At 67.7% G+C, this 23,823-nt stretch carries 22 protein-coding genes; 9 read left to right on the top strand and 13 right to left on the bottom strand.

What is annotated here, in order from left to right:
• Positions 1-5: 5 nt before the first annotated feature.
• From ABIA65_RS30790 to ABIA65_RS30780, 3 genes are read right to left on the bottom strand one after another with little or no spacing between them, the layout of a single operon-like run.
• The gene (locus tag ABIA65_RS30790; protein WP_354525936.1) at positions 6-2,372 is read right to left on the bottom strand and encodes a lysylphosphatidylglycerol synthase domain-containing protein; all 2,367 of its coding nucleotides are present in this window, start codon (positions 2,370-2,372) and stop codon (positions 6-8) included.
• A gap of 48 nt (positions 2,373-2,420) precedes the next feature.
• Positions 2,421-4,211, bottom strand: a complete 1,791-nt coding sequence (locus ABIA65_RS30785; protein WP_354525935.1) for a penicillin-binding transpeptidase domain-containing protein — start codon at positions 4,209-4,211, stop codon at positions 2,421-2,423.
• A gap of 59 nt (positions 4,212-4,270) precedes the next feature.
• Entirely contained in the window at positions 4,271-5,812 is a 1,542-nt protein-coding gene (locus ABIA65_RS30780) for a Bcr/CflA family efflux MFS transporter (RefSeq protein ID WP_354525934.1), read from the bottom strand.
• Between the two features lie 67 nt (positions 5,813-5,879).
• Here ABIA65_RS30780 and ABIA65_RS30775 point away from each other — a divergent pair, with 67 nt between their 5' ends.
• Complete coding sequence (locus ABIA65_RS30775) at positions 5,880-6,326, top strand: MarR family winged helix-turn-helix transcriptional regulator (protein WP_354525933.1); 447 nt, start codon at positions 5,880-5,882, stop codon at positions 6,324-6,326.
• A gap of 5 nt (positions 6,327-6,331) precedes the next feature.
• Positions 6,332-8,098 carry an MOSC domain-containing protein gene (locus ABIA65_RS30770; RefSeq protein ID WP_354525932.1) on the top strand — a complete coding sequence of 589 codons (1,767 nt, stop codon included), beginning with the start codon at positions 6,332-6,334 and terminating at the stop codon, positions 8,096-8,098.
• 5 nt (positions 8,099-8,103) lie between these two features.
• On the opposite strand, the gene ABIA65_RS30765 is transcribed toward ABIA65_RS30770, so the two are convergent.
• Complete coding sequence (locus ABIA65_RS30765) at positions 8,104-9,732, bottom strand: flavin-containing monooxygenase (RefSeq protein WP_354525931.1); 1,629 nt, start codon at positions 9,730-9,732, stop codon at positions 8,104-8,106.
• A gap of 91 nt (positions 9,733-9,823) precedes the next feature.
• Between ABIA65_RS30765 and ABIA65_RS30760 the strand changes: the two genes are divergently transcribed.
• The gene (locus tag ABIA65_RS30760; protein ID WP_354525930.1) at positions 9,824-10,138 is read left to right on the top strand and encodes a hypothetical protein; all 315 of its coding nucleotides are present in this window, start codon (positions 9,824-9,826) and stop codon (positions 10,136-10,138) included.
• Here ABIA65_RS30760 and ABIA65_RS30755 read toward each other — a convergent pair.
• The 4 genes from ABIA65_RS30755 to ABIA65_RS30740 are packed head-to-tail and all read right to left on the bottom strand — an operon-like array spanning position 10,135 to position 14,406.
• Complete coding sequence (locus tag ABIA65_RS30755) at positions 10,135-11,130, bottom strand: acyl-CoA dehydrogenase family protein (RefSeq protein WP_354525929.1); 996 nt, start codon at positions 11,128-11,130, stop codon at positions 10,135-10,137. The genes ABIA65_RS30760 and ABIA65_RS30755 overlap by 4 nt on opposite strands.
• On the bottom strand, positions 11,127-12,320 hold the full coding sequence (locus tag ABIA65_RS30750) for an acyl-CoA dehydrogenase family protein (protein ID WP_354525928.1): 1,194 nt from the start codon (positions 12,318-12,320) through the stop codon (positions 11,127-11,129). The genes ABIA65_RS30755 and ABIA65_RS30750 overlap by 4 nt, the downstream gene beginning before the upstream one ends.
• Positions 12,317-13,255, bottom strand: coding sequence for an acyl-CoA dehydrogenase family protein (locus ABIA65_RS30745; protein WP_354525927.1), 939 nt, complete (start codon positions 13,253-13,255; stop codon positions 12,317-12,319). Before ABIA65_RS30745 ends, ABIA65_RS30750 begins: the two co-directional genes overlap by 4 nt.
• The gene (locus ABIA65_RS30740) at positions 13,252-14,406 is read right to left on the bottom strand and encodes an acyl-CoA dehydrogenase family protein (protein ID WP_502919641.1); all 1,155 of its coding nucleotides are present in this window, start codon (positions 14,404-14,406) and stop codon (positions 13,252-13,254) included. Before ABIA65_RS30740 ends, ABIA65_RS30745 begins: the two co-directional genes overlap by 4 nt.
• 59 nt (positions 14,407-14,465) lie before the next feature.
• Here ABIA65_RS30740 and ABIA65_RS30735 point away from each other — a divergent pair, with 59 nt between their 5' ends.
• Complete coding sequence (locus ABIA65_RS30735; protein WP_241404146.1) at positions 14,466-15,242, top strand: FadR/GntR family transcriptional regulator; 777 nt, start codon at positions 14,466-14,468, stop codon at positions 15,240-15,242.
• Between the two features lie 27 nt (positions 15,243-15,269).
• On the opposite strand, the gene ABIA65_RS30730 is transcribed toward ABIA65_RS30735, so the two are convergent.
• A complete protein-coding gene (locus ABIA65_RS30730; RefSeq protein WP_241404147.1) occupies positions 15,270-15,704 on the bottom strand; it encodes a nitroreductase family deazaflavin-dependent oxidoreductase in 435 nt (144 codons plus the stop codon).
• Between the two features lie 90 nt (positions 15,705-15,794).
• On the opposite strand from ABIA65_RS30730, the gene ABIA65_RS30725 reads away from it, so the two are divergent.
• Positions 15,795-16,430 carry a TetR/AcrR family transcriptional regulator gene (locus ABIA65_RS30725; protein WP_354525925.1) on the top strand — a complete coding sequence of 212 codons (636 nt, stop codon included), beginning with the start codon at positions 15,795-15,797 and terminating at the stop codon, positions 16,428-16,430.
• Between the two features lie 13 nt (positions 16,431-16,443).
• Here the strand turns inward: ABIA65_RS30725 and ABIA65_RS30720 are convergent, their stop codons facing one another.
• From ABIA65_RS30720 to ABIA65_RS30710, 3 genes are read right to left on the bottom strand one after another with little or no spacing between them, the layout of a single operon-like run.
• Positions 16,444-16,746 carry a hypothetical protein gene (locus ABIA65_RS30720; RefSeq protein WP_241404149.1) on the bottom strand — a complete coding sequence of 101 codons (303 nt, stop codon included), beginning with the start codon at positions 16,744-16,746 and terminating at the stop codon, positions 16,444-16,446.
• A complete protein-coding gene (locus ABIA65_RS30715; RefSeq protein WP_354525924.1) occupies positions 16,743-18,266 on the bottom strand; it encodes a class I adenylate-forming enzyme family protein in 1,524 nt (507 codons plus the stop codon). Before ABIA65_RS30715 ends, ABIA65_RS30720 begins: the two co-directional genes overlap by 4 nt.
• 10 nt (positions 18,267-18,276) lie before the next feature.
• Positions 18,277-19,125, bottom strand: a complete 849-nt coding sequence (locus tag ABIA65_RS30710; protein WP_354525923.1) for an SDR family oxidoreductase — start codon at positions 19,123-19,125, stop codon at positions 18,277-18,279.
• Positions 19,126-19,380: 255 nt separating this feature from the next.
• Between ABIA65_RS30710 and ABIA65_RS30705 the strand changes: the two genes are divergently transcribed.
• From ABIA65_RS30705 to ABIA65_RS30690, 4 genes are read left to right on the top strand one after another with little or no spacing between them, the layout of a single operon-like run.
• A complete protein-coding gene (locus ABIA65_RS30705; RefSeq protein ID WP_354525922.1) occupies positions 19,381-20,958 on the top strand; it encodes a methylmalonyl-CoA mutase family protein in 1,578 nt (525 codons plus the stop codon).
• On the top strand, positions 20,958-21,365 hold the full coding sequence (locus tag ABIA65_RS30700; protein ID WP_241404153.1) for a cobalamin B12-binding domain-containing protein: 408 nt from the start codon (positions 20,958-20,960) through the stop codon (positions 21,363-21,365). The genes ABIA65_RS30705 and ABIA65_RS30700 overlap by 1 nt, the downstream gene beginning before the upstream one ends.
• On the top strand, positions 21,362-22,318 hold the full coding sequence (locus ABIA65_RS30695; protein WP_354525921.1) for an LLM class F420-dependent oxidoreductase: 957 nt from the start codon (positions 21,362-21,364) through the stop codon (positions 22,316-22,318). The genes ABIA65_RS30700 and ABIA65_RS30695 overlap by 4 nt, the downstream gene beginning before the upstream one ends.
• The gene (locus ABIA65_RS30690) at positions 22,315-23,382 is read left to right on the top strand and encodes a CaiB/BaiF CoA transferase family protein (RefSeq protein WP_502919639.1); all 1,068 of its coding nucleotides are present in this window, start codon (positions 22,315-22,317) and stop codon (positions 23,380-23,382) included. The genes ABIA65_RS30695 and ABIA65_RS30690 overlap by 4 nt, the downstream gene beginning before the upstream one ends.
• Here the strand turns inward: ABIA65_RS30690 and ABIA65_RS30685 are convergent.
• The gene (locus tag ABIA65_RS30685) at positions 23,370-23,678 is read right to left on the bottom strand and encodes a 2Fe-2S iron-sulfur cluster-binding protein (protein ID WP_354525920.1); all 309 of its coding nucleotides are present in this window, start codon (positions 23,676-23,678) and stop codon (positions 23,370-23,372) included. The genes ABIA65_RS30690 and ABIA65_RS30685 overlap by 13 nt on opposite strands.
• Positions 23,679-23,823: the final 145 nt, after the last annotated feature.

Genomic DNA, 23,823 nt, shown 5'->3' with positions numbered 1-23,823 from the left:
CCGCCTCAGATCATGTCGTTGCGCGTCAGCCACCGCATCACCGGCCATCCGATGAACACCGGCAGCCAGCAGGTCAGCACGCGGTACAGCAGTACCGACGGAACGGCCACCGCCGCCGGGACCCCGAACGCGGCGAGGCCACCGATCAGCGCGGCCTCCACAGCGCCGACACCGCCCGGGGTGGGCGCGGCGGAGGCCAGCGTCCCGCCGATCATCGTCACCACGGTGACCGTGACGAACGAGACGTCGCCACCGAACGCCTCGACGCTGGCCCACAGTGCCAGTGCCGCTCCCAGAGTGGTTGCGCCGCAACCCAGCACGATCAATGCCAGGCGTTTGGGCTCGCGAACCAGGTCGGCCAGATCCTGGCCGACCTCCTTGAGTCTCGGCCCCACCTCGGTGCCCAGCCAGCGGCGTGCCTTCGGCACCAGCATGAACGTGCCCACCACACCCAGTGCCGCGCCGGCGATCAGGTACAGCACCGTGGCCGATGGCACGAAGTGGGACAGGTTCGCCGATGCCCCCGCCACGGCGCTGAAGAAGATCAGCAGCGCCACATGGGTGATCACCTGCACCGACTGCTGCAGCGCCACGGCCGCCGTGGCGCGCACCGTGCCGAGGCCGGACTTCTGCAGGAAGCGCGTGCTGAGCGCAAGGCCGCCAACCCCGGCGGGCGTCGTGGTGGCCGCGAACGTGTTGGCCACCTGCATGATTGTGAGGTTCTTGAAGTTCACCTGTTCCGAGGCGCAGGCCCACAGAGCGGCAGCCGCGCCGACGTAGGTCAACGCGGACACCGCGAGGCCGAGCAGCGCCCACCACCAGTTCGCGGTCCGGAGTTCGGCGAAGAACGCGGGCACCGTGCTGATGAACGGATACGCGACGTAGACCAGGGCCACCAGCAGCACCATCTGGATCAACTGGTTTCGGGTGAACCGGGTGATGGTCTCGGTCTGGATCTGGTCGGCGCCGGTCTGGCGCTTGACCTCGTCTCGCGCGCTGGTGACCGACGTCTTGATATCGATCACGGACTTTCTGATCCGTTGTGGCATGGCCGATTTGGTCAACCGCCGCGATGCGGTCAAAACGGTGTCACGGCCGAAGGAGGTGATCGCAGCGGTGACCGCCGGTTTCGCGCCGTGCAGCGCCGTCGTCGTCACCAACAACTGGGCGATATCGGATTGCAGCTGGGTGTCGGATGCGCCGTACTCGGAGTTGTCGAACCCGCCGAAGCGCGCCTTGTCCTCATCGAGGGTGATCTTCACCGCACGCAGGTCACCGTGGGCGATCTGGTGATCATGCAACTGCCGCAATGACTCCCACGCCGTCTCCACCGGATCATCACTCGACAGTGCGTCGCCGCGGGGCCAGGTGTGCGCGTAGAGCGTCCAGCCACGATCCAGCGCCGCCACCGCCATGGTGGTGGTGTTCGACAGGCCGAGGTCGTCGACGGCGATCGTCATCAACGCCCGGTGCTCGACGGCGCGGCGCATCGACGTCTGCAGCGGCCCGGTCTCGTTCCTGCGCAGGCGAAGGTAGCGCCAGATCTGCCGCAACGCGCCGCCGCTGCGCTGATTGGGACCGTACAACTCGACGACGGCGGGCTCGTCGGAGCCCGCGCACGTCGCGGACAGCACCAGGGGCCCCGGCCCGGCCGGGCGTAGTACCTGCATTGCGGTGACGGTGACTTGGCGCCGTCCCAATGCGCGGACCGCCTCCACGAGTGGCACTTCCAGCGCCGGCGTGCCGACCAGCAGAACCGTCAACGCGCCGACGAACCAACCGACCGACAGGCCCAACACCGACCTGGCCGGCACGACGGCGCTGACCACCAGGTGGATCGGCACGAATGCCAGCAGCAGGGTCCACCACCAGCGGCGCCAGCGGGCGGGCACCCAGGGGCCCGAGACGGTGAGCATCGCGGCCAGCATGGCGATCCACCGCGGATCGTCGAGGAACTGCGACAGCGTGGTGTTGAGCCGGTCGAACAGATCGAAGTGCCAACGAGGTGCTGCGATGCCGTTCGCCGTGATGGACAGCGCGAGGATCGAGACCATCCCGGCCGCCGCGTAGGCCCCGAGCAGTTTGAACTGCCGCGAGATGATCAGCCCGATCAGGATCACGAACGGCAGGGCCAGGATGGTGATGCCGTACGCCAGGTACACCAGGTTGGACTGTGTGGGCGTCAGCACTCCCACGATGTTGGAGATCGACTTCTCCAGCCCCACCCAGTCGTTGCGGGTGATCAGGGAGCTGGTGATCACGACGGCCAGCAGCACCGTCGCGACGGCGAGTCGCAGGATGTCGTTGGTTCGCCGGGTCAGCGGTTGCAGCAGCCTGCCTGCAACTGTGATCTCCCGGCCGTCGACTCGCACGCCCTCAGCATCCCTGGCCGGGCGGTGCTATCGGGTGCGAAACGCCGGTCAGGGGATGAGAGCTGGACGCAGGAAGGCGCCGGAGACCGCGATCGCCGGTGCCGAGGAGTCTCCGCCGACCACCAGCGTCGCGAAGGCGATATCACCCGCGATACCGGCGAACCAGCCGTGCGAATGGCTGTTGTCGCCGAATTCGGCGGTGCCCGTCTTGCCGCCGAGACCGGGCACGTCCCGCAGTTCGGTGGCCGTGCCGTCGGACACGGTCTGCAGCATCATCGCGCGCAGGCTGTCGGCGATGGCAGGCGGAATCTGCTCCGATGGGGTGTCGGCGGTGGTCTTCTCGTCGATGACCAGGGTCGGGGTGATAGTCGACCCGTGTCCGAGGCTCGCCTCGGCGACGGCGAGTCCGAACGGGCTGACAGTCACGGTGCCCTGGCCGATCCCGTTCTCCACCTTCAGTGCCGGGGTGTCGGCATTGGGCACGTTGCCCGTGATGGTGGTCAGCCCCGGGATGACGAAGTCGACACCGATCCCGAACATCCGGGCGGTCTTCGGCAGCGCGTCGGCTGGCAGCTTGTCAGACAGCACCGCCATCGTCGTGTTGCAGGAGTGGGAGAACGCCGTCGTCAACGGCACAGTGCCCAAGTCGAATTCGTCGTCGTTGGGGATGGTGCGGTTCTCGACGGTGACGCGGCCCGGGCACGGTTCCGGGGTGTCCGGCGTGGCAAGGCCCGCCTGCAACGCCGCCGCGGTGGTGATGGTCTTGAATGTCGAACCCGGCGGATAGGAGCCGGTGAAGGCGATTGGCCCCTGCGCGTCGGCGGCTGGGTTCTGCGCCGCGGCCAGGATCCCACCCGTCGATGGCGAGATCGCCACGACGACCGCGGCCCTCGGCTCAGCGGCCACCGCCTGCTGGGCGAGCATCTGCAACCGGGTGTCGAGGGTGGTGCGGATCGGCTTGGTGTCACCGGGCTGTGCCGACTCCAGCACGTCGACCGGCTGACCCTCGTCGTCGACCAGGTCCACCGACCACCCGGCGCTCGCGTCGATCGTCTTCTGCCAGATCTCCTGCAGCCCGCTGATGGCGGGGGAGGACAGCTCGCGGTTGGCGGTGAGCAGGGCGCCCTGCTCGGCCACGCTTACGCCGGGAATCTGGGCGAGTTGGTCGGCCACCAGGTCCAGGTCGGCCTGCCGCAGCCTGATCACCGTGACGACGTCGTCGGAGTTGCCGTCGAACTGGGCGGTGATGGTCTCGGCGGTGATCGTCGGCTCGAACTGGGCCAACACCGGCGCGAGCGCGGGTGCGGCGGCGAGGTGCTCGCGCGTCAGGTTGACGACGCCGACGGTCTGCCAGGTCAGTAGTGGTTGGCCGTCTCGGTCGACGACCGGGGTGAGGAAGTTCTTGTCGTCGCTGTACTGGAACGACACGCCTGGAGCGAGCTTGGGATGCAATGCGGTGGGTGACCACTGGACGTGCCAGTCATCACCGCCCTTGGTGGCGGTCGCCGTTGCCTCGTAGTGCAGGGTGCGGTCGGGGCCGAACGTCCACGTGTAGCCGAGCTTGGTCGTTGCCTGGTTCTCGGCCGCGTCATCCGGCTCGGCGACGTCGACGGTGACCGACGCGTTCTTGCCCATGCCGTCGAACATCGATGTGATGACGGGAGTCGCTGCGTCCGGGTCATCGGTTGCGGCGGCAGCGGCGCCCGCGTCCCTGCGTTGCAGCGCTTCAGCGAATGCCCGCAGTGCGTCGTCCGGGCCGCTGCTGGAGAACAGCGAACATCCCGTCGATCCGAGGAGTAGGACACCAATCAGCAGAACCAGCGCGCAACGTTTCGTCATGACCCCTCGAGGCTAGCCAGCCGCCTCCCGATCATCGAACGTCTGGCGGTGACGGTGTGTCAGGCCGTGATCCACTCCACCGTGAGTTCGTCGCGCTCGCCGAAGCGCTCCAGGTGGCGGCCCACGACATCCTCGTAGGTGGCGATCGCCTCAGGTGTCGAACGGATCTCGATGAGCAATGCCGAGGGTGACGAGGTCAACGTCACGTGTGCCGCGCCGTCACCCATCTCCAGCGTGCCGGACTCGGTTGCCTCGTCCCACGCGCCGACCGCCTTGCGGCCCAGGTGCGATACCAACTGCTTGCCGTATCGCGGGGCACGCTCGGTGGCCACCGTCGCGACACTCGTCATCTCTGACATGTCGTGCTCACTTTCGCTCGTTGACGACCCGCGCCGACCGGCGCAGGCGAAGGCCAGCACGGCGAGCGTGCTCGCGCAGACCATGACGATCGCCGCGGGTACGGCCGTGGCCTCGCCTGCGATGCTCACCAGGGGAGTGACCGCAGCGGCGAGTCCGAATTGCGTCGCGCCCAGTGCCGCCGAGGCCGTGCCCGCAGCGCGGGGCGCCGCGCCCAGCGCCAGCGCGGTGGTGTTGCCGAAGACCAGGCCCATGCTGCCCACCGTCACCAATAGTGGCAGGGCGAGCCAACCCGCGGCGACACCCGATGTCGCCAACACCAGCAGCGTCACGGTCGCGCCCAGGCCCAGACCCAGACCGATTCCGGCAAGGCGCCGCACGTCGTGCCGGGTGGTCAGGCGCGCTGACAGCGCGCTCATGCTCAGCAGCGCAAGCGCATTCACGCCGAACATGGCGCCGTACTGGCCGGCGCTGAGTCCCATCATGGTCTGGTAGATGAACGGCGACGCGGAGATGTAGGCCATCATCGTGGCGAATGCGCAGCAGAATGCCGCGGCGTTGCCGAGGTAGGTCCGGCTCGTCAGATCGCGCAGCGGTGACCCCAGTGCGGCACGTGACGATCGCAGTTCGGCGCGCCGATACTCGGTGTGCGTCTCGCGCACGATCGACAGCACCGCCAGCAGCATCAGCGTCGACAGGGCGAGGATGACGGCCAGCGCCCCGCGCCATCCGATTGGCCCGACCAGGAATCCGCCCGCCAGGGGCGCGATGACCGGTGCGACCCCGCCGACGATCATCATCAGGCTGAATGCCCGTGCGGCGGCCTTGCCCGTCGCGAGGTCGGCGATGATGGCGCGTCCGATGACCATGCCCGCCGCCCCGGCGAAGCCCTGGACGAACCGCGCTCCGATCAGCACCTCGACGGTGGGTGCGAACACGGTTGCGGCACTGGCGACTACGCATACCGTCGCCCCGACGAGTAGGGGCCGCACCCGGCCGAACCTGTCGGACAACGGGCCGAAGAGAAGTTGGCCGAATGCCAGCCCGAGCAGGAACGCGGTCAGCGTCAGTTGTACGGCCGTCGCGGAGGTGCCCAGGTCGGTCACCATCGTCGGGAACGCGGGCAGATACAGATCCGTGGCGAAGGGCGCGACCGCGGACAGCAGCGCCAGTGTCACCAGCAGGGTTGCGGTGATGGTCCGCTCGCGGTCGGTCCGGGGGGACGTGTCTAGGGCCGCTGTCACGGATCACCTCCAACTAGTTATCAAATGATACTTATTAAAGTACAACAATCGGGGTAGTCTTGGCCAGATGAGTGAGGGCGATGATGGTCACACCGCGGACCGCATGGCGGACCTGGCCGACCTGATCCTGGCGCTGGCACGCACGATCAGCACCGAGGCGCATCTGGATGCTCAGGTCGTGGAACTCACGGCAACCGAGATCAACGTCATGCGATTCATCGACCGTCACCCGGGTGCATCGCCCACCGCGGTGGCTGCCGCCACCGGCCTGCAGCGCAGCAATCTCAGCCGCGCCGTGCGTGCCCTGGAGGAGAAGGGGCTGGTCTCCAGGTCCGTCGGCGGGGGTGACGCACGGCAGGCGCAGTTGAACCCGACCCCGCGCGCGGAGGCCAATCTTCGTCGGCTGCGGGCGAATTGGTCGCGGCTGTTGGGCAATGCCGGCGCGGACCGGCGCAACCTCGATTCGGCGCTGACGCTGCTGGCCGAACTCGAAGTCGGCCTGGCGGAGGGCTGACAGCCATGCCCACTCTGCTCTCGCTGAACGTCGGTACGCCAAAGGACGTCGCGTGGCGGGGCCGGGTCGTTCACACCGGCGCGTGGAAGCAGCCCGTCGATGGTCCTCGAATGGTGCGAAGGCTCAACGTCGACGGTGATGGCCAAGGAGACCTGGGTGGGCACGGCGGTGAGAATCGGGCCGTCCTGGTGTATCAGGACGCGTCCTACCGCCATTGGACCGCCGAACTCGGACGTGACGACCTGGCACCAGGACACTTCGGCGAGAACTTCACCGTCGACGGTCTACCCGACGACGAGGTCTGCATCGGCGACCGCTACCGGATCGGTGATGCTGTCTTCGAGGTCACCCAGCCCCGGGTCACCTGCTATCGCGTCGGCATGCGACTGGCAGTGCCGAACATGGCCTCGCTGCTGGTATCTCACCGACGCCCGGGCTTCTACCTCCGTGTCGTCACCGAAGGCGAGGTGGCCGCGGGCCAGGAGATCGTGAAGATCGCCGACGGTCCCGAGTCGGTCACCGTCGCAGAGATCGACGCACTGCTCTACCTGCCCGGTCATCCCCACGACGCCCTCGAGCGCGCACTGCGGATACCCGCACTGAGCCCGGGGTGGAAGGCCTCGCTCGAGAACCTGATCAACCAGGGGCAGGGGTCGGCGACATCGAACGGAAACACGGGGCTGACTGGCGCGGCGGCCAGTCCGCCGCCGGCGTGGTCCGGTTTCCGGCCATTGGTGGTCACCTCGATCAATGACGAGAGCGCCCGTGTCCGATCGGTGGTGCTGGCCGCCCCCGATGGGGCACGGTTGCCGAATTGGCTTGCTGGCCAGTCAATCGCATTGCGGTTGCGGTCCGAGCCGGATGGCGACACCGTGCTCCGCAACTACTCGCTGTCCAACGCGCCGGACTCCGGCGCCTACCGTATCGGCGTCAAGCGGGAACCGAACGGGCGCGGCAGCGGATACCTTCACACCCGGGTCGCGGTCGGCGACGTGCTCGACGTCGCCGCGCCGCGGGGCACGTTCTTTCTCGCCGACGGCGACGGCCCGGTGCTCCTGTTGTCGGCGGGTGTCGGGATCACGCCGGTGCTGTCGATGCTGCACACGCTCGCCGAGTCGGCGTCGCCGCGGGAGGTCTGGTGGCTGCACGGCGCCAGAGACGGCACGGAGCATCCGTTCGCCGCCGAGTGCCGTGATGTTCTGCGCCAGTTGCCCGGTGGTCATCTGCACGTCTTCTACAGCCGCCCCGGTGTCTCCGACCGGCTGGGTTCGGACTACACGGCGCTCGGCCGGCTGTCGATCGAGGCGCTCGCGACACTGGGACCGCCGCGGGACTGCGACGCGTACCTGTGTGGCCCCGCCGACTTCATGGCGGCGCTGAGCACCGGACTGGTGGACTACGGTCTCACTGCCGGCCGCATTCACAGTGAGACCTTCGGTGCTGCAGCAGCGCTCACCCCGGGGATCACCGCGACAGCGTCCGTCGCACCGCATACGCCATCCGGTCCTGCAGGGTCGGGCCCCGGCGTTGGCTTCGCCCGCAGCGGCCTCACGGTGCCGTGGGGTTCGCAGTACGAGAGCCTGCTCGAGTTCGCCGAGGCGTGCGATGTGCCCACCAGGTGGTCGTGCCGAACGGGGGTGTGTCACACCTGTGAGACAGCGCTGCTGTCGGGGGCGGTTCGCTACGACCCCGAGCCGCTCGAACCGCCCGCGCAGGGAAACGTCCTGATCTGCTGCTCGGTTCCCGCCGAGGAGGTCGTCCTCGACCTATGACCGCATCAGGTCAACTTGAAGCCGGTGTAGCCGCCCGCGGCGATCTCATCGCAGCGTCGCCGGTACTCCGGGATGCCTGCGGTGTAGCCCATGTACATCCGCTTCTTGCCTGGCACGTTGCCGCCGTTGTACCAGGAGTTGCACGACGGATCCATGAGCACCGTCGCCTCGACTATCGACGTCGCGTGCTCGATCCACTCGATTTGCGCCTCGGGAAGCGCCTCGATCTCGCGGTACCCGTTGGCGCGCAGGTGATCGAGGCAGTCCGCGATCCACTCCACATGCTGCTCGAGCGCGGTGAGGAAGTTCGTGGCCGCTGAGGGGCTGCCCGGCCCCTGCACGACGAACAGGTTCGGAAACCTGGCCACCGCGAGGCCGAGGTAGGACAGCGGACCCTCGCTGGCCCAGAAGTCCTTGAGCAGCACGCCGTCTCGGCCGCGAACGTCGATGCGGGTCAATGCGCCCGTCATGGCGTCGAAGCCGGTGGCGTAGACGATCACGTCGAGGTCGAACGAGCCCTGCTCGGTTGCGATGCCCGTCGGCGTCACCGCCGTGATCGGCCCCCTGCGCAGGTCGACGAGGGTGACGTTGTCACGGTTGTAGGTCTCGTAATAGCCCTGGTCGATGATCGGGCGCTTGCAGCCGAACGGGTGCGTGGGCACCAGCGCCGCCGCGGTCTCCGGGTCTGCCACGATGCGGGCGATCGCCTCGCCGTACAGCGCGGTGGCCATCCGGTTGGCCTCGATGTCGAAGAAGATGTCACCCCAGTTGAGGGCGCCCATAACACCATTCGCCTCGATGGCGGCCAGTTGCTCCTCGCGTGAGGCCGACTTGATGGGCGGCTGGCTGAGCATGTCGATGAGGACCGAGAACGCCGATAGGCGCGCCGCACCGACGGCGCTGTTGCGCTGCGCCTCCCGGATCTGGCCGTAGTTGGCCTTCATATCGTCGAGTTCGGCCGGCTCGATCGGTTGCACCGCCCACGGCAGCGTGAAGGCCGGCGAGCGCTGGAACACCGTGAGTTGGCTCGCCTCCTTCGCCACCACCGGGATGAGTTGGACTCCGGTGGAACCGGTTCCGATGACACCGACACGCGTGCCGGTGAAGTCGAAGCCGTCGGCGGGCCAACGGCTGGTGTACAAGGAGGTACCGGCGAACGTGTCCTTGCCATCGATGTCGGGTTCCAGCGGCACCGACAGGATCCCCGATGCGGCGACGACAAACGGGGCGACGACGCGCTGCCCGTCCGCGGTGTCCAGGCGCCACTGCGCGGCGTCCTCATCGAATGTCATCGCGACGACCTCGGTGTGCAACCGAATGTCCCTGCGGAGGTCGAGGCGGTCGGCGACGAAGTTCAGGTAGCGCTCGATCTCGGGCTGTGCAGGCATCGACTCGGTCCAGACCCACTCCTGCTGGATCTCCTCGGAGAAGCTGTAGGAGTACTCGATGCTCTCGATGTCGCAGCGCGCGCCCGGGTACCGGTTGAACAGCCACGTGCCGCCGACGGCGCCTGCGCGCTCCAGCACGCACGTGCGCAGGCCGCGGCGACGCAGTTCGTAAAGCATGTAGAGGCCCGAGAAGCCCGCGCCGATGATCACGGCGTCGTACGGGGTGTCGTCGTCGACAGCCGCCATCTGGTCCTCCTGGGGACGAGTTCCGCCCCACCTTATCGAAAGCCATACAGTATGCAAGAGGGTTCGGCGGCGCGGGAGTAGTGTGCACGGTGTGAGAGCGGCCCTCGGATGGGGAGTCATCGCCGCTGCCGCGCTCGGCGCGCTGAGCCCGGCGGTGCCCGCGTGGGCCGATGACTGTGCGGACGGTTATCTCGTGCGGTGTACGGAGAACGGGTCGTCGCGCCACATCACGAATCCCGGTGTCAGCCGCCCCGTCGGGCAGGTGCCGACCGTGCAGGGCGTGCCATGTACGGGCAATCACCTTGGTGTCTGCATCGCGCTGACTCAGGCCAGCGGAGGATCGTTTCCCGGTCTGACGACAGGCCCCGTGCTCGGTCCCGGCGCGGTCATCAGAAACAGGCCCTAGCCGTACCGCGCGGCAAGTCGCCTGCGGTGTTCGGACGGCGACCCGAACAGTGCGCGGTTCAGCGCGGCGCGCTTGAGGTAGACGTGCACACCGCTCTCCCAGGTGTAGCCGATTCCACCGTGCAGCTGCATGGCCTTGCCCGCGACATCGACCGCTATGGAGGTGGCGTACGACTTGGCCATCGCCGTCGTCACGGCCGCATCGAGTCCCGCGGCCACGTCCGCCACTGCCGCCTCGACCAACTGTCGTGCCACCGCGATGTGCACCAGCATGTCCGCACACGCGTGCTTGACCGCCTGAAAGGATCCGATCGCCCGGCCGAACTGGTTGCGCACGCTGGTGTAGTCGACGGTGCGTGCCAGCATCGCCTCGGCCAACCCGAGGCTGTCGCACGCGACCGAGACCGCCGCGCGGTGGCCCAGCGCATCGGGATCGACTATCGGGGACCAGGACTGCGACACCGGTGTCCGATCGGTCGTGATGACGGCAAGCGAGCGCGTCTCGTCCAGCGCCGGTTGTGGCGTGACCGTCGCCGCAGAGGGCACGACGAGAACTTGGGCACCGTCGGGGTCGCGGGCCAGCAGCAGCAGGTGGTCGGCGCCGTCGGCGTCGAGGACGAACTCCGCCCGTCCCGACACGACGAGGCCATCGGTGCCGTGCTCGAGGGTGAATCCGGATGCCAACGCGGCGCTCTCGCCCGCGGCCAGCCGTCCCAGCAGTGTGTTCCGGGATTCGTTGGGCGACAGCGCCGTCAGCGCGCCGACGGCCAGCGTGGTGCCGAGAAACCGACTGGCCGTTGCGGCGCGGCCGATCTCCTCGAGCACGATCGCGGTCTCGACGAAGGTCGCGCCTGCACCGCCGAACGCCTCCGGAACCTCGAGGCCGGCCCATCCCGCGGCGGTGATCTGCGCCCAGTCGACTGGGGCGTGGGCGAGCATGTCGCGTGACACGGCCCGCAGTTCGTCGTGGATCTCGCGGAAGTCCTCGCTCACTGCGGCACCGGCTCTCGCGGCAGTCCGAGTCCACGCTCACCGATGATGGTGCGCTGAATCTCGCTGGCCCCGCCGGGAATGGTCCACTCCCACGATCCGATGAAGTCGAGCATCCACGCGCCCGACTCCCACCCGCTCGACATCGGCTTGGCCAGCACGGTGTGCGCGTGCAGACCACTGATATCGGCGCCGAAGTCGGTCATGCGCTGCAGCAACTCGCTGTAGAAGAGCTTCACGATCGACGCGTCGGCGGGACCCACGGCGCTGCCGTCGTGTCCCTCGACGACCTTGCGGCACAGCCCGCGCAACCCGCTGATGTCGGTCTCGAACCGGGCCAGGGAATCACGTACGGCGGAGTCGTCGAGCGGGCGTGTGCCGTCCTCACGTACGCGCGCGCACTCCTGCACCAACCATCGGAAGCCGGCGTTGCCGAGCCTCTCGGCCAGTTCCAGCATCGTCGTTCCGCGTTCGGCGCCCAACGTTGCCTGCGCCACCTGCCATCCGTCGTTCTCCGGCCCGACGAGGTTCTCTGCGGGGATCACCACGTCGTTGAGGAACACCTCGCAGAAGTGTGAGTCACCCACGGCGTTGCGGATGGGGCGTACGTCGATGCCGGGGGAGGTCATGTCCATCAGGAAGTACGAAATGCCCTTGCGCTTGGCCGCATCCGGATCGGTGCGGGCCAGAAGCAGGCACCAGTCGGCGTGCATTCCGCCGCTGGCCCACAGCTTCTGGCCGTTGACCACGAAGGTGTCGCCGTCGCGTCTGGCCGTGGTGCGCAGGGCGGCCAGGTCCGAGCCGGCCTCGGGCTCGGAGAAGCCCTGCACCCAGATCTCGCCATTGAGGATTGCGGGCAGGTGCCGCTCGCGTTGCGCGTCAGTGCCTGCGACCAGCAGAGTGGAGGCGGCATGGTGAATCCCGACGAACGCCAACACCAGCCGTGGCGCATCGTGCGCTGCGAGTTCCTGGTAGAGCACGATCTGCTCGGCGACCGACATACCGCCACCCCACTCGGTGGGCCAGTGCGGCACGGCGAAGCCCGCCGTGTGCAGCTCGGCGAACCACGACTTCTGGAACGCGACGAACTCCTCATCGCTGACGCCTGTCTGCCGGGCCCGCCAGTCAGGCGGAACGTGCTCGACGCACCACTGCCGCACCCGGTTTCGGAACTCCGCAAGGTCGGTTGTCATCGCGCGACATCCCGCTCGGGTGTGTACAGGCCGGTCAGGCCGCGGCGGTCGACGCGGGTGGTCAGCAGATCGCGGGTGGCCGAGAGGCCGAGCGGCAGGCGCCGCAGCGGTTGGCTGTGGCGCGACAGCCACGACAACGTGGTCTCGTCGCAGAAGCCGATGGCACCGTGGAGCTGATGGGTGACGCGGAAGACCACCTCGGCGGCCTCCAGTGCGGCCATCCGCAGGGCCAGGGCGTCGTCGAGTGCCTCGGGGCGTCCGGTGCCGACGCTCCACAGCGTGTACTTGGCCAGCATGTCGAGGCCCGCGCGCTCCACCTCGGCGTCCGTCAGCTGAAACTGCACGCTCTGGAATGACGACAGCTGCTGGCCGAACTGCTGGCGCATCTGGACGTGGCTGATGGTGAGTTCGATTGCCCGGTCCAGCATTCCGAGAAGCGTCCAGCAGGGCAGGGTCAAAGACAGCGGGAGGTCGGCCGCGCCGTCGTCGTCACGTGCGGTCAACTCCAGCACGCTGGTGAAGGCGGGACCGGGGTGGGTCGTTCCGGTGACGGTGTGCCTGCGGCCATCCAATGTCACCGCGGCCCAGCGCCCGTCGATACCGGTGACGGTCGCAGTCGGGCGGGGTTGCGCGACGACGAGTAGGCCGTCAACGTCGAGGTCACTCGGCCGCGCCAGGCGCTCGGCGACGGGGTAGGGGAGCGCCCAGTAGCCCGCGCTGCGGCACAGCGCGGCGGCGGCCTCCAGGGAGTCGGCATCATCGCGTGGTTCGAGATCCCACGCGCCGAGTTCGGCGAGAACACCGCCGACAAGGGCCTCGCGGATGGTGGGATCTGCCTCGGCGCGCTGCACCAGGTCGTCGCCGCCCGCGGCCTCGAAGGCGCGGCGGGCCTGCACGCCGTACTCCCTGGCCTCGTCGCTCAGGTCGATGATCACTTCGCCGCCAACAGGGTTCGAGCCAACAGGATCCGCTGCATCTCGATGCTGCCCGAGGACACCGTCGAGGCCTGCGAGTAGCGCCAGTGATCCTCGGCCTCGCCGCGGAACACCGCGGCGACACCGGTTGCCTGGGCCGGGATCTCGGCGCTGATCTCCATCAGTACCTCCGCGCTGTCCTGGTCGAGTTTGGTGACGGCGATGCGATAGGACGCGGCATCGGTCGGCTTCACCTGGCCGCTGGCCTGTAGTGCCACCACGCGGTAAGCCAGTAGCCGAGCGCGGCGACAGTGCGTCAGCATGCGCGCCCAGCGGCCCAGCAGTTCGACGGGTAGGCGGTCCCAGTCGTCGCCGAGAGCTTCGGGTGCCATGTGCAGCAGGCGTTCACAGCGGGCGTACCGGGCGATGCCGACCCGTTCGAAGGCCAGCACGTTCTCCACGATCGACCAGCCGTCGTCGACGGTTCCCAGCACGTCGGCGTCGGTGACGCGAAGGTCGTCGAAGAACACCTCGTTGAGGTGGTGCGGCCCCAACATGGTGCCGATCGGGCGCACGGTGATCGCCGGATCGGACATCGGGACCAGGAAGATCGTCAGGCCCTGTTGCTTCTTGGTGACGGCACCCTCACCCACCCGGGTGGTGCGCGCCAGCAGGAAGCACCACTGCGCCATGGTCGCGTACGACGTCCAGATCTTCTGCCCGTTGATGCGCCAGCCGTCGCCGTCACGGGTCGCGGTGGTCCGCAGCGACGCCAGGTCGGAACCGGCCTCGGGCTCGCTGAAGCCCTGACACCAGATGACCTCACCGCGTGCGATCGGCGGCAGGTGCTGACGCTGTTGCTCGGGTGTGCCGTGCCGCATCAGGGTCGGACCCACCCAGTTGACGCCCATGTACTGCGCGCCGCGCGGTTCGTGGTGGGCCCACATCTCCTCGCGGACCACGGTCTGCTCCCACGCCGAGGACGCCTTGCCGCCGAACTCCTCGGGCCAGGACATGCACAGCAGCCCGCGATCGGCGAGCAGTCGGCAGAATGCCTGTGCCACCTCGAGATCGGCCGGATCGTCGGTGAAGGCGCCGAGGTAACCGTCCGGCACGTTGGCGTGTACCAGCTCACGGAGCTCGTGGCGAAGTGCGGTGGCCGCGCCGCTCATGTCGAAGTCCACCAGCCGATGGTAGGGCAATCCTTATAAGGATTGCTAGTATTCTCGATATGGCCTCTCGGCGGACTCCCCAGCAGCGCATCGCCGAGACCGTCGCGGGCGAACTGCGCGACCGGATCCTGGCGGGCGCCGATCGGTTGCCGACCCAGGACCAGCTGGTCACCGAGTTCGGCGTCAGTTATCCGTCGGTGCGGGAGGCGTTGCGGATCCTGGAGACCGAGGGCCTGATCACGGTTCGCCGCGGCAGCGTCGGTGGCGCCGAGGTGCATCGGCCCGACGAATCGTCTGCGGCGTACCACCTGGGCCTGGCCCTGCAGGGATCGGCCGTACCGCTCGGCGACCTGGCGGCAGGCCTGCAGTTGCTGGAACCACTCTGCGTCGCCGAGGTCGCACGCCGCGCCGATCGGCTCAAGGTCGTGGTGCCCGTGCTCACCCGTAGTGTCGATGCGTCCGCGGCAGTCGTCGCCGATGGTGCGGCATTCACCCGGATTGCGCGTGAATTCCATGATCTGGTGGTCGAATACACCCCGAATGCCACCGTTCGGCATGTGGTGGGCAGCCTGGTGGCGCTGTGGTCGGCGCAGGAGGAGAAGTGGGCCGACTACGTCGTCAAACGGGGGGAGTACCCGTCACCGGCCGAGGCGCGCGGTGCAGTGCGCACCCACCGTCGCCTTGTCGACGAGATCGCCGCGGGTAATGCCGCCGAGGCCGAACGCATTGCTCGCAAGCACCTAGCCGCCACCCAGTCGCTGCTGCTGGAACGGTTCACCGACGATGTGGTGCGGGCCGCGCGCGGTGCCAAGTCGCACGAGCGGCGCACCTGCTGACCTTGAGGGTCTGAGCGCGCAGGGCACCTACGCGGGATCCATCCGGAAGATCGGCATCCGCCCCAGCAGCGCCTCGAACTCCTCGGGGCCACCGTCGGTCACCAGCCCGCCCTGGCGAAGAAAGCCGACCCAGCCGGGAATCAGGCTGGGCAGCAGGCGAAGTAGTGGTCTGGCGTCCTCATCGGAGAGTTCGACCACCCGTACCTGCTCGACTCGACGACCTCGGCTCAGCGTCGCGGCCTGGTCGGCCCGCACATTGGCGATCCACGCCGCCTCCGGTGCCGCCGCGACGTACTGCTTGCCGTCGACGAACATCGGTGTGACCGGTGTCGCGCGGGGTTGCCCGGATTTACGTCCGGTGACGGTGAGGATCACAGGACCCTTTGCGCCGAAGCGGAGTCCGAGCCGCGACAGCGCGACGATCGCCTTGTTGCCGGGCTTGATGTACCAGGGCAGCTTCACGGTTTCTCCAAGTTGAGGATTGGGCTCAAGTTATGCGGGCCAGCTTACCGCTATATTGAGGGTGCGTGTCAACTTAGTTCTGGAGGTGCGATGCCTACACAACGCGCGTTGCGCGCTGATGCGCGCCGCAATCGCGAGAAGCTGCTCGAAGCCGCGCAGGTCGAGTTTCAGGAGCGCGGGCTCGGCGCTCCGCTGGAGGCGATCGCGGCGCGCGCCGGGGTCAGTATCGGCACGCTCTACAACCGATTCCCGACTCGCGAGGACCTCATCGACGCAGCGTTGCCTGCCCTGCTTGCGCAGACACTGGAGGACCTGACCGAGCGCGCGCTGTCAGCCGACTCGGCGTGGGATCGCTTCGCCACCTTCATTTTTGGATTGTGTGATCTGCAGGCCGGCGATCATGCCTTCAGCGATGCCATGTGCACCACGCGGTACGCGTCGCCGGCGATCGAGCAGATCTGCCACGCCAGTCTGGAACTCGGCTCACGGTTGATTGCCGGCGCTCAGGCCGACGGTTCGCTGCGTGCTGACGTCACCGTCGACGACGTGTTCACGGCGCTTTGGCTCAATGCCTGCCTGGCCGACCATGGTGGCCCGGATGCCGCTGCGGTCGCCCGCCGCCAGATTGCCCTGCTGCTGGACGGTCTACGCGCCGCCGCGGCCACTCCACTGCCCGCCGGCGCGGCCGAGGCCGCGGCCGTTGCCGCGAGCCTGATGCAGTCCTAGTCCTGATGCCGACCTAGTCGCTGGCGGGCAGCGGCTTGGCCTCCTTGATGGCCAGGGGAGTGGATCCGATGCTGAGCGTGCCCTTGCCTGCCTTGGTGACCAGTACCTCGGCGCCCGCCTCGTCGACGTAGCGCTTGCCCATCAGGTTGCCCTCGGCCAGCGACTCATCGAGCGACAGGCCGGAATCAACGTCCGAGCCGACCGGGACCAGGGGTGCGCCGCCAGCACGCAGGTCATCGAGGCTGTCGGCGCTGCGCACCACGATCACCTGGGTATCGCAGACCTGGCTCTGGAGGCGGGTGCCGTTCTTGATCATGCTGACTCCTTCGAGATGCTCTGTTCGGCGTTGAGTTCGGCGACAAGTTCGCGGCGCAGTACCTTGCCGGTCGCGTTGGTGGGCAGTTCGGCGCGGAACACGACCCGGTCGGGGGTGCGCGATCCGCGGAGCTGGCCGCGGACGAAGGACCGTAGATCCTCGGTGTCGGGCGTGCTGTCGGGGGCGGGAACCACGACGGCGACGATGATTTGGCCCCACTCCGGGTCCTCGACGCCCACAACCGCGCAGTCGTGCACGTGCGGGTGCTCGACGAGGACGTCCTCGATCTCGGCGGGTGCGATGTTCTCCCCGCCGCGGATGATGGTGTCGTCGGAGCGGCCGCCGATGAACAGATAGCCCTCGTCGTCGAGGTAGGCGACATCGCGGGTGGGGAACCAGCCCTGCTCGTCGAGCACCGAGCCGATGCCGGTGTAACGGCCCGAGACCTGCTCACCACGGACGAAGAGCTCGCCGGTCTCGCCTGCGCCGAGTACCGTGCCGTCCTCGGCCCGGATCTGCACCTCGATGCTCGGCACCGGTTGGCCCACCGATCCAAGCCGACGAGCGGCGGCCTCGTCGGGCGAGCCCAGCGCGGCGCGGTGATCGTCGGGGGTGAGTACCGCGATCGTGGAACTGGTCTCGGTCAGACCGTATGCGTTGACGAATCCGACGTCGGGCAGCAGCGACAACGCCTTGCGCACCAGGGGCAGTGCAACTTTGGAGCCGCCGTAGGCGAGCGTGCGCAGCGACGGCAGGGTCGCGCGTTCGGTCTCGAGGACCTTGACGATGCGGTCGAGCATGGTCGGGACGACGGTCGCCGCCGTGACGCCCTCGCCGTCGACCAGCCGCACCCACTGGGCCGCGTCGAAGGCGGTCAGGTACACCATCTTTCGGCCGGCGTAGGGGTTCGACAGCGCCGCCCCGACGCCCGCGATGTGGTACGGCGGGACGCAGATCAGCGCGGCGTCGCCGTCGGCGGCGGAGTCGAACTCGACGGTGCCCATCACGTAGCTGGTGAGATTGTTGTGGGTCAGCTCGACGGCCTTGGGCGCCGAGGTGGTGCCGGAGGTGAACAGCACGACAGCCACCGAGTCGGGATCGGCGAACTCGGCGGCGGGCTCCGCGATGCGCGCCGCGGCCAGGAAGTCGGCAGAGGAGAGAACTTGCACACCAGCGTTGCCCACCGCTTCGCGGTACTCGTCGTCGACGACGACCAACGCGTTGGGCAGCCGGTCGATAAGTGCGCGCAACCCGTCAGCGGACAGCCGGTAGTTCAGTGGGGTGAGCGGCACGGCCGCCCGCGCCGAGGAGAACAGCAGCAGTGGCAGCATCGCGCCACCGGCACCGACGTAGGCGACGTGCTCAGCGCCCGAGACCGCGATGACGCCCGCGCCGCCATCGGCCAACGCGCTCAACTCATCGACGGTCAGCCGTAACTCACCGGACACCACGGCGGTGCGGTCCGGGTTGGACGTCATGGCCGCTTCTAGGGCCATTTCCAGTAACAACGAGATGCTCATGAATGCTCGCTCATGGTTTGTCGACGAAGATATCCCACATCGGATCGTCGCCACCGCCGTAGCGCGACAGGTCGGTGACCCCGGCCGCGGTCAGGACATCGGCGTCGATGTAGGTCTGGCCATTGGACTCGGCGGCGGGCCGGGTCAGGATGTCGACCGCGGCGTCGGCCATGATGTCGGTGCTACGCGACCTCTGCACCAGGTCATCGCCCTCGGCCAGGTTGGTCACGGCTGATGTCGCGATGTAGGTCTGCGGCCACAGGCAGCTGAATCCGATGGCTGTTCCGTCTTCCGCGGAGCCGTACTCCGCGGCCCATCCCAGCGACAGCAGGGTCATGCCGTACTTGGACACGGTGTAGGAAGGGTGTGCGCCCAGCCAGTGCGGGTTCATGTTCAGCGGTGGCGCGAGCGTGATCACGTGCGCGTCTCTCGACGCGCGCAGGTGCGGCAGCGCTGCCTTGGTGAGCAGGAACGTGCCGCGCACGTTGATGTCCATCATCAGGTCGAACTTCTTGGCCGTCAGGTGCTCGGTCGGTTCGGTCGAGATGGCGCTGGCGTTGTTCACGACGATGTCGATGCCACCGAAGTGCGCGACGGCCGCGTCGACCGCGCGTTGCACGTCCTCCTCCTTGCGGACGTCACCGACGACGGCAAGCCCCTTGCCCCCGGCCGCCTCGACGTCGGCGACCGCGGTGTGCACGGTGCCCGGAAGCCTTGGGTGGGGTTCGGAGGTCTTGGCCAGAAGGACGACGTTGGCGCCGCGCTTGGCGGCGCCAAGGGCTATCCCCAGGCCGATGCCACGACTACCGCCGGACACCACCATCGTCCGATCGGCAAGCGAATCTCGCTCGTTTTTCATGCGCGATCCCGCTGCGCTTCTCGCTGGTCCGTCATGTGACTCCTCGTGACTCAGGTGCCCCCGATGGTAACCGACCGGCAGTGGCATTCTCTTTTTGGGCAAATGCCATGCTCGCACACGGGGCGTATCGCCTGGCATGCGGGAACGGCGCGCGCACCCGCGTGCCTGCTGACGTGCCAATGAATGCCAGGGCTCGGCTGTGTTTCCGCTCTGCGGTATTGGCATTCTCATTTTTTGCAAGTACGTTATCAACCGATGAGTGACGTCGTTCAAACCCCGTCGGGCATCCCCCTGGAGCCCACGTACGGACCCGGTGACCGCGTGGGAGATCCCCCGGCACCCGGCGAGTACCCCTTCACCCGCGGCAACTTCGCGTCCGGCTATCGCGGTAAGACGTGGACATTTCGCCAGTATTCGGGATTCGGCACCGCTGAGGAGAGCAACCGCCGCTACCGGTACCTGCTGGACCAGGGGGGCACCGGGCTGTCGGTGGCCCTCGATCTGCCGACTCAGTGCGGATACGACTCCGATGACGAGGAGTACGGCGAGGAGGTGGGTCGAGTGGGTGTTGCGGTGGACACGCTGGCCGACGCCGAGATCCTGTTCGACGGCATCCCGCTGGACAGGATCAGCACCAGCTTCACGATCAACGGCACTGCCGCGATACTGCTGGCGCTCTACGTCGCCGCCGCCGAGAAGTCGGGCGTCTCGCGCGAGAAGCTCACCGGCACGATCCAGAACGACATCCTCAAGGAGTACGCCTCACGCGGTACCTGGATCTGGCCGCCCGACCCGTCGCTGCGCCTGATCGCCGACACTATCGAGTTCTGCGCCGCGGAGGTGCCGCGGTTCAACGCAATCTCGGTGGCGGGTGCGCACTTTCGCGATGCCGGCGCCAACGCCGTGCAGGAGATGGCGTTCACACTGGCCGACGGCGTCACCTACTGCGACACCGTCGTCGAGCGCGGCCGGATGTCGATCGACAAGTTCGCGCCGCAGATCTCGTTCTTCTTCTACACCCACGGTGACTTCTTCGAGGAGATCGCCAAATACCGGGCCGGACGTCGGCGGTGGGCCACCATCGTGCGCGAACGCTACGGCTCGACCAGCGACAAGGCGTCGATGTTTCGTTTCGGCTGCGTGTCCGGCGGGGCCTCCCTCTACGCGCCGCAGGCGCAGAACAACCTCGTCCGCGTCGCCTATGAGGCGATGGCCTCGGTGCTCGGCGGCGTGCAGTCGATGTTCACCGCCGCCTGGGACGAGCCGTTCGCGCTGCCCAGCGAGGAGTCGGCGACGCTGGCTCTGCGCACCCAGCAGATCCTGGCCCTCGAGACCGGCGTCACCAAGGTCGCCGACCCGCTCGGCGGCTCCTACTTCGTCGAGGCGCTCACCGACGCGACAGAGGCCAAGATCATCGAGATCATGGACGATCTCGAGAAGCACGGCGGCATGGTTCGGTGCATCGAGGACGGCTATCTGCAGGGCTTGATCGCCGATGAGGCATTCAAGATTCACCAGGAGATCGAGTCGGGGGAGCGCCCGGTGGTGGGCGTCAACAGGTTCGTCGCAGATGAGCCGCCACCGGACATCGACACCTACGAACTCGACGCCGAGGGGCGCGATCTTCAACTCAAGCGGCTCGCGAGGGTCAAGGCCGACCGGGACCCGGTCGCGGTCAAGGACGCTCTGGCCGCACTGGCACGTTCAGCGGAGGGCACCGACAATCTCATGCACAAGCTCATCGACTGTGCCAACGCCTACTGCACGGTGGGCGAGATGGTCTCCACGCTCAAGGCAGTGTGGGGCGAGTTCCAGCAACCGGTGGTGTTCTGATGGCCACCAGAGTGCTCGTGGCCAAGCCCGGTCTGGACGGACACGACAAGGGCGCCAAGATCGTCGCGCGCACGCTGCGTGATGCGGGATTCGAGGTCATCTATACCGGAATCAGGCAGCGCATCGAGGACATCGTGTCCATCGCGCTGCAGGAGGACGTTGCGCTGGTGGGGCTTTCGATCCTGTCGGGTGCGCACGTCGCACTGACCACCCGGACCGTCGACGCGCTGCGCGCCGCCGACGCGGGAGACATCGCCGTCGTCGTTGGTGGCACCATCCCCGAGTCCGACGTGCAGAAGTTGCTCGATGCCGGTGCCGCTGCGGTGTTCCCGACCGGCACCCCGCTCGACACGCTCGTCCGCGACGTGCGGGCCTTGACCGAGTCAGCGGGGGAGGCGGGCGCATGAGACTGGGTGTGATGATCGGGGCCGAGCGCGGCGATATGGCCCGCAAGGTCAAGAAACTCATCGCCGATATCGAGTGGGCCGATTCGGCGGGCCTGGACACCGCGTGGATGCCACAGGTGCCCGACGACTTCGACCTGCTGACCATGGTGGCGCTGATGGCGGCGCACAGCACCCGGATCGAGCTCGGCACCGCCGTGGTGCCGCTGCAGGCACAGCACCCGATCGCGTTGGCCCGCCAGGCATTGTCGGTGCACGCCATGTCGGGAGGCCGCCTGGCCCTCGGCGTCGGCCCCTCGCATCACTGGATCATTCGCGACATGCTCGGCCTGCCCTATGACAAGCCAGCCGCCTACACCCGCGACTACCTGCAGGTGCTCAACGCCGCGACCGCGGGGCCCGGCCCCGTGGATGTCGAGAACGACAACTTCACGGTGCACAACCCGACAGCGCTCGGCGCCGAGACGCCGATGCCGGTGCTGGTGGCCGCGCTGGGGCCGGTGATGCTGCAGATCGCCGGCGAGCACGCCGACGGGACGTCGCTGTGGATGGCGGACGAGAAGGCCATCGGCGAGCACATCGCGCCGAAGATCAACAAGGCCGCTGCGGAGGCGGGTAAGCCCGCGCCACGCATTGTCGCCGGTATCCCGGTCACGCTGTGCGCCAACTCCGAGATCGACGCCGCCAAGGACCGGGCCAACCGGATTCTGGCCGAGGCCGAGACATCGCCCAACTACCAGAAGCTGCTCGACCGGGGCGAGGCTCGCAACGTCGGCGACCTGTGCGCCGCGGGGGATGAGGAGTCGATCCTGGCGCGCTTCAAGTCATTCGCCGACGCCGGTGTGACGGACCTGTCCGTGCGCCTGTTGCCCATCGGCGACACCCGAGACGAACTCATCGCGTCGAAGTACCGCACGCGTGAGGTGATCGCGGAGTTGGCCAAGGCGGTCAGGTGACGCCCGGACCGCTCGAGGGCATCCGTGTCCTCGAGGTAGGCGTGATGCTCGCAGGCCCGTACGCCACGATGATGTTGGCTGACCTCGGCGCCGAGGTGATCAAGATCGAGCCACCTGGCGGCGAGATATCCCGTCAGGTGAGCGACAGCTACTTCGCCAGCCTCAATCGCAACAAGCGCAGCGTGTGCCTCGACCTCACCTCCGATGAGGGTCGACGCAGGCTCGGCGAGTTGGTCGCGAAATCCCATGCGCTGCTGGTGAACATGAAACCGTCGGTGATCCGCAAGCTCGGCCTCACCTATGACGCGCTATCGCAGTTCAACCCGAGGATCGTCTGTGTGGCGCTGACCGGGTACGGCCTCGAGGGCGGCGACGACCCGGCATTCGACTATGTGGTGCAGGCCGTCACCGGGGTCGCGGCGATGACCGGTGACCCGGACGGGCCGCCGACGCTTCCCGGGTATTCGTCGGCGGACAACTCGACGGGACTGACCGCTGCGCTGGGACTGCTCGCACAGGTGGTCTCGGGCCGTGGCGGGCAGATCGACGTGTCGTTGCGCGATGTGATGCTGTCGCAGTTGAACTACCGCGCGGCGGCCTATCTGAACGACGGCGCGGCACCACAGCGCCACCCGTTCGGCGCACATTCGTACTACGTTCCAGCGCAGCTGTTTCCGACCTCGGACGGTTACCTCGCGCTCTTCATCACCCACGACGGTTTCTGGCGTTCGTTCGCGGGGGAGGCGGGTATCGACGGCTTCGAGAAGATGGCTGAGCGCGCCGCGCGCCGCGACGAGGTGCTCGATCTGGTGACCGCGACACTGGCCAAGGACACCGCACGCAACTGGGAGGCGCGGCTACGCCCGCTCGGAATACCCGCCGCCGCGGTTCGCTCGCTGCCCGAGGCCCTCGAGGCGACGCCGGACGTGATCGTGACCGCGGGGGACAAGCGTCTGGTCCGCGGGTCGATCAGGGTCGTTGGCCACGAGGCCGAGTATCGCCCGGCGCCGGTGCTGGACGAGTACTCAGCTCAGCCTGACTCGGCTCAGCCTCACTCGTCGTAGCTGAACTTGACGCATGAGGTGTCCGGCACGGCTTGGCATGTCAGCACATAGCCGTCGGCGACCTCGTCATCGTCGAGGGCGTCATTCACCCGCATCGTCGCGCTGCCCTCGGTGATCTTGGCCATGCATGTGCCGCAGTTGCCCGCCTCGCAGGAGAACGGTGGGCCCATGCCCGCACGCCTCGCGGACTCGAGGAGTGTCTCGCCCTCGACCATCTTGATGGAGACAGTCTTGCGGTCGAGGACGATCGTCACCTCGTCGGCGTCCACATCGGACGGCGCGGGGTCTGCGCTCATCGCTCTCACTCCTGACATCACGTTCGGCGGCACGTTCAACATCCCAATCGACATTGAGATTCTGTATCTGCGAGAATACTATTCTCCATAATAGATAGTCTATTCTCAACTGCAATTGAGTGCGGGTGCCGAGTCAGGAGGGACC

It is taken from the genome of Mycolicibacterium sp. 624 (assembly GCF_040548615.1).
Taxonomy (GTDB): domain Bacteria; phylum Actinomycetota; class Actinomycetes; order Mycobacteriales; family Mycobacteriaceae; genus Mycobacterium.
This window is presented reverse-complemented; position numbering and strand designations above follow the sequence as displayed.